1 tRNA gene and 3 rRNA genes are annotated in these 5,011 nt (G+C 49.8%); all 4 read left to right on the top strand.

Going from position 1 to position 5,011, the window contains the following annotated elements:
* Positions 1 to 123: 123 nt before the first annotated feature.
* The 4 genes from HT718_RS08385 to rrf all read left to right on the top strand — a co-directional run bounded on the left by HT718_RS08385 (position 124) and on the right by rrf (position 5,010).
* Positions 124 to 1,669: ribosomal RNA gene (locus tag HT718_RS08385) — 16S ribosomal RNA — on the top strand.
* Between the two features lie 51 nt (positions 1,670 to 1,720).
* Positions 1,721 to 1,793: transfer RNA gene (locus tag HT718_RS08380), tRNA-Ala, on the top strand.
* Between the two features lie 124 nt (positions 1,794 to 1,917).
* Positions 1,918 to 4,818 (top strand): 23S ribosomal RNA (locus HT718_RS08375).
* Between the two features lie 76 nt (positions 4,819 to 4,894).
* Positions 4,895 to 5,010: ribosomal RNA gene (rrf, locus tag HT718_RS08370) — 5S ribosomal RNA — on the top strand.
* Together the 16S, 23S and 5S rRNA genes with 1 tRNA gene alongside form the textbook arrangement of a ribosomal RNA operon.
* The last annotated feature ends 1 nt before the right edge of the window (position 5,011 follow it).

The raw sequence follows: 5,011 nt of genomic DNA, 5'->3' as shown, positions 1-5,011 counted from the left end.
CAAAGACCTTTGAAAACTGAACAAGACGAACCAATGTGCAGGGCACTACAACTAAGGTTGTAGTACTGAACAATGAAAAAACAATAAATCTGTCAGTGACAGAAATGAGTGAGAACTCAAACTTTTAATGAGAGTTTGATCCTGGCTCAGGACGAACGCTGGCGGCGTGCCTAATACATGCAAGTAGAACGCTGAAGGAGGAGCTTGCTCTTCTGGATGAGTTGCGAACGGGTGAGTAACGCGTAGGTAACCTGCCTGGTAGCGGGGGATAACTATTGGAAACGATAGCTAATACCGCATAATAGTAGATGTTGCATGACATTTACTTGAAAGGTGCAATTGCATCACTACCAGATGGACCTGCGTTGTATTAGCTAGTTGGTGGGGCAACGGCTCACCAAGGCGACGATACATAGCCGACCTGAGAGGGTGATCGGCCACACTGGGACTGAGACACGGCCCAGACTCCTACGGGAGGCAGCAGTAGGGAATCTTCGGCAATGGACGGAAGTCTGACCGAGCAACGCCGCGTGAGTGAAGAAGGTTTTCGGATTGTAAAGCTCTGTTGTAAGAGAAGAACGAGTGTGAGAGTGGAAAGTTCACACTGTGACGGTATCTTACCAGAAAGGGACGGCTAACTACGTGCCAGCAGCCGCGGTAATACGTAGGTCCCGAGCGTTGTCCGGATTTATTGGGCGTAAAGCGAGCGCAGGCGGTTAGATAAGTCTGAAGTTAAAGGCTGTGGCTTAACCATAGTACGCTTTGGAAACTGTTTAACTTGAGTGCAAGAGGGGAGAGTGGAATTCCATGTGTAGCGGTGAAATGCGTAGATATATGGAGGAACACCGGTGGCGAAAGCGGCTCTCTGGCTTGTAACTGACGCTGAGGCTCGAAAGCGTGGGGAGCAAACAGGATTAGATACCCTGGTAGTCCACGCCGTAAACGATGAGTGCTAGGTGTTAGACCCTTTCCGGGGTTTAGTGCCGCAGCTAACGCATTAAGCACTCCGCCTGGGGAGTACGACCGCAAGGTTGAAACTCAAAGGAATTGACGGGGGCCCGCACAAGCGGTGGAGCATGTGGTTTAATTCGAAGCAACGCGAAGAACCTTACCAGGTCTTGACATCCCTCTGACCTCTCTAGAGATAGAGATTTCCTTCGGGACAGAGGTGACAGGTGGTGCATGGTTGTCGTCAGCTCGTGTCGTGAGATGTTGGGTTAAGTCCCGCAACGAGCGCAACCCCTATTGTTAGTTGCCATCATTCAGTTGGGCACTCTAGCGAGACTGCCGGTAATAAACCGGAGGAAGGTGGGGATGACGTCAAATCATCATGCCCCTTATGACCTGGGCTACACACGTGCTACAATGGCTGGTACAACGAGTCGCAAGCCGGTGACGGCAAGCTAATCTCTTAAAGCCAGTCTCAGTTCGGATTGTAGGCTGCAACTCGCCTACATGAAGTCGGAATCGCTAGTAATCGCGGATCAGCACGCCGCGGTGAATACGTTCCCGGGCCTTGTACACACCGCCCGTCACACCACGAGAGTTTGTAACACCCGAAGTCGGTGAGGTAACCGTAAGGAGCCAGCCGCCTAAGGTGGGATAGATGATTGGGGTGAAGTCGTAACAAGGTAGCCGTATCGGAAGGTGCGGCTGGATCACCTCCTTTCTAAGGATAAGGAACTGCGCATTGGTCTTGTTTAGTCTTGAGAGGTCTTGTGGGGCCTTAGCTCAGCTGGGAGAGCGCCTGCTTTGCACGCAGGAGGTCAGCGGTTCGATCCCGCTAGGCTCCATTGGTGAGAGATCACCAAGTAATGCACATTGAAAATTGAATATCTATATCAAATAGTAACAAGAAAATAAACCGAAAACGCTGTAGTATTAATAAGAGTTTATGACTGAAAGGTCAGAAAATAAGGTTAAGTTAATAAGGGCGCACGGTGGATGCCTTGGCACTAGGAGCCGAAGAAGGACGTGACAAACGACGATATGCCTTGGGTAGCTGTAAGTAAGCGATGATCCAGGGATTTCCGAATGGGGGAACCCAACAGGTACTACCTGTTACCCATATCTGTTAAGGATATGAGGAGGAAGACGCAGTGAACTGAAACATCTAAGTAGCTGCAGGAAGAGAAAGCAAAAGCGATTGCCTTAGTAGCGGCGAGCGAAACGGCAGAAGGGCAAACCGAAGAGTTTACTCTTCGGGGTTGTAGGACTGCAATGTGGACTCAAAGATTATAGAAGAATGATTTGGGAAGATCAGCCAAAGAGAGTAATAGCCTCGTATTTAAAATAGTCTTTGTACCTAGCAGTATCCTGAGTACGGCGGGACACGTGAAATCCCGTCGGAATCTGGGAGGACCATCTCCCAACCCTAAATACTCCCTAGTGACCGATAGTGAACCAGTACCGTGAGGGAAAGGTGAAAAGCACCCCGGGAGGGGAGTGAAATAGAACCTGAAACCGTGTGCCTACAACAAGTTCGAGCCCGTTAATGGGTGAGAGCGTGCCTTTTGTAGAATGAACCGGCGAGTTACGTTATGATGCGAGGTTAAGTTGAAGAGACGGAGCCGTAGGGAAACCGAGTCTGAATAGGGCGAATTAGTATCATGATGTAGACCCGAAACCATGTGACCTACCCATGAGCAGGTTGAAGGTGCGGTAAGACGCACTGGAGGACCGAACCAGGGCACGTTGAAAAGTGCTTGGATGACTTGTGGGTAGCGGAGAAATTCCAAACGAACTTGGAGATAGCTGGTTCTCTCCGAAATAGCTTTAGGGCTAGCGTCGACATTGAGATTCTTGGAGGTAGAGCACTGTTTGGGTGAGGGGTCCATCCCGGATTACCAATCTCAGATAAACTCCGAATGCCAATGAATTATGGTCGGCAGTCAGACTGCGAGTGCTAAGATCCGTAGTCGAAAGGGAAACAGCCCAGACCACCAGCTAAGGTCCCAAAATAATTGTTAAGTGGAAAAGGATGTGGGGTTGCACAGACAACTAGGATGTTAGCTTAGAAGCAGCTATTCATTCAAAGAGTGCGTAATAGCTCACTAGTCGAGTGACCCTGCGCCGAAAATGTACCGGGGCTAAAACAATTTACCGAAGCTGTGGATACCTTTATAGGTATGGTAGGAGAGCGTTCTATGTGTGAAGAAGGTGTACCGTGAGGAGTGCTGGAACGCATAGAAGTGAGAATGCCGGTATGAGTAGCGAAAGACAGGTGAGAATCCTGTCCACCGTAAGACTAAGGTTTCCAGGGGAAGGCTCGTCCGCCCTGGGTTAGTCGGGACCTAAGGAGAGACCGAAAGGTGTATCCGATGGACAACAGGTTGATATTCCTGTACTAGAGTATGTAGTGATGGAGGGACGCAGTAGGCTAACTAAAGCAGACGATTGGAAGTGTCTGTCTAAGCAGTGAGGTGTGATATGAGTCAAATGCTTATATCTATAACATTGAGCTGTGATGGGGAGCGAAGTTTAGTAGCGAAGTTAGTGACGTCACACTGCCAAGAAAAGCTTCTAGCGTTTAAACATACTCTACCCGTACCGCAAACCGACACAGGTAGTCGAGGCGAGTAGCCTCAGGTGAGCGAGAGAACTCTCGTTAAGGAACTCGGCAAAATGACCCCGTAACTTCGGGAGAAGGGGTGCTGACTTTAAGTCAGCCGCAGTGAATAGGCCCAAGCAACTGTTTATCAAAAACACAGCTCTCTGCTAAATCGTAAGATGATGTATAGGGGGTGACGCCTGCCCGGTGCTGGAAGGTTAAGAGGAGTGCTTAGCGTAAGCGAAGGTATGAATTGAAGCCCCAGTAAACGGCGGCCGTAACTATAACGGTCCTAAGGTAGCGAAATTCCTTGTCGGGTAAGTTCCGACCCGCACGAAAGGCGTAATGATTTGGGCACTGTCTCAACGAGAGACTCGGTGAAATTTTAGTACCTGTGAAGATGCAGGTTACCCGCGACAGGACGGAAAGACCCCATGGAGCTTTACTGCAGTTTGATATTGAGTGTCTGTACCACATGTACAGGATAGGTAGGAGTCTATGAGATCGGGACGCCAGTTTCGAAGGAGACGTTGTTGGGATACTACCCTTGTGTTATGGCCACTCTAACCCGGATAGGTGATCCCTATCGGAGACAGTGTCTGACGGGCAGTTTGACTGGGGCGGTCGCCTCCTAAAAGGTAACGGAGGCGCCCAAAGGTTCCCTCAGAATGGTTGGAAATCATTCGCAGAGTGTAAAGGTATAAGGGAGCTTGACTGCGAGAGCTACAACTCGAGCAGGGACGAAAGTCGGGCTTAGTGATCCGGTGGTTCCGTATGGAAGGGCCATCGCTCAACGGATAAAAGCTACCCTGGGGATAACAGGCTTATCTCCCCCAAGAGTTCACATCGACGGGGAGGTTTGGCACCTCGATGTCGGCTCGTCGCATCCTGGGGCTGTAGTCGGTCCCAAGGGTTGGGCTGTTCGCCCATTAAAGCGGCACGCGAGCTGGGTTCAGAACGTCGTGAGACAGTTCGGTCCCTATCCGTCGCGGGCGTAGGAAATTTGAGAGGATCTGCTCCTAGTACGAGAGGACCAGAGTGGACTTACCGCTGGTGTACCAGTTGTCTTGCCAAAGGCATCGCTGGGTAGCTATGTAGGGAAGGGATAAACGCTGAAAGCATCTAAGTGTGAAACCCACCTCAAGATGAGATTTCCCATGATTTTATATCAGTAAGAGCCCTGAGAGATGATCAGGTAGATAGGTTAGAAGTGGAAGTGTGGCGACACATGTAGCGGACTAATACTAATAGCTCGAGGACTTATCCAAAGTAACTGAGAATATGAAAGCGCAAGGTTTTCTTGATTTGAATAGATATTCAATTTTGAGTAGGTATTACTCAGAGTTAAGTGACGATAGCCTAGGAGATACACCTGTACCCATGCCGAACACAGAAGTTAAGCCCTAGAACGCCGGAAGTAGTTGGGGGTTGCCCCCTGTGAGATATGGAAGTCGCTTAGCT

The sequence above is a fragment of the Streptococcus sp. 714 genome, assembly GCF_013277115.1.
GTDB lineage: Bacteria > Bacillota > Bacilli > Lactobacillales > Streptococcaceae > Streptococcus.
Note: the sequence above shows the minus strand (reverse complement) of the source record. Positions and strands in the feature narration are given on the sequence as shown.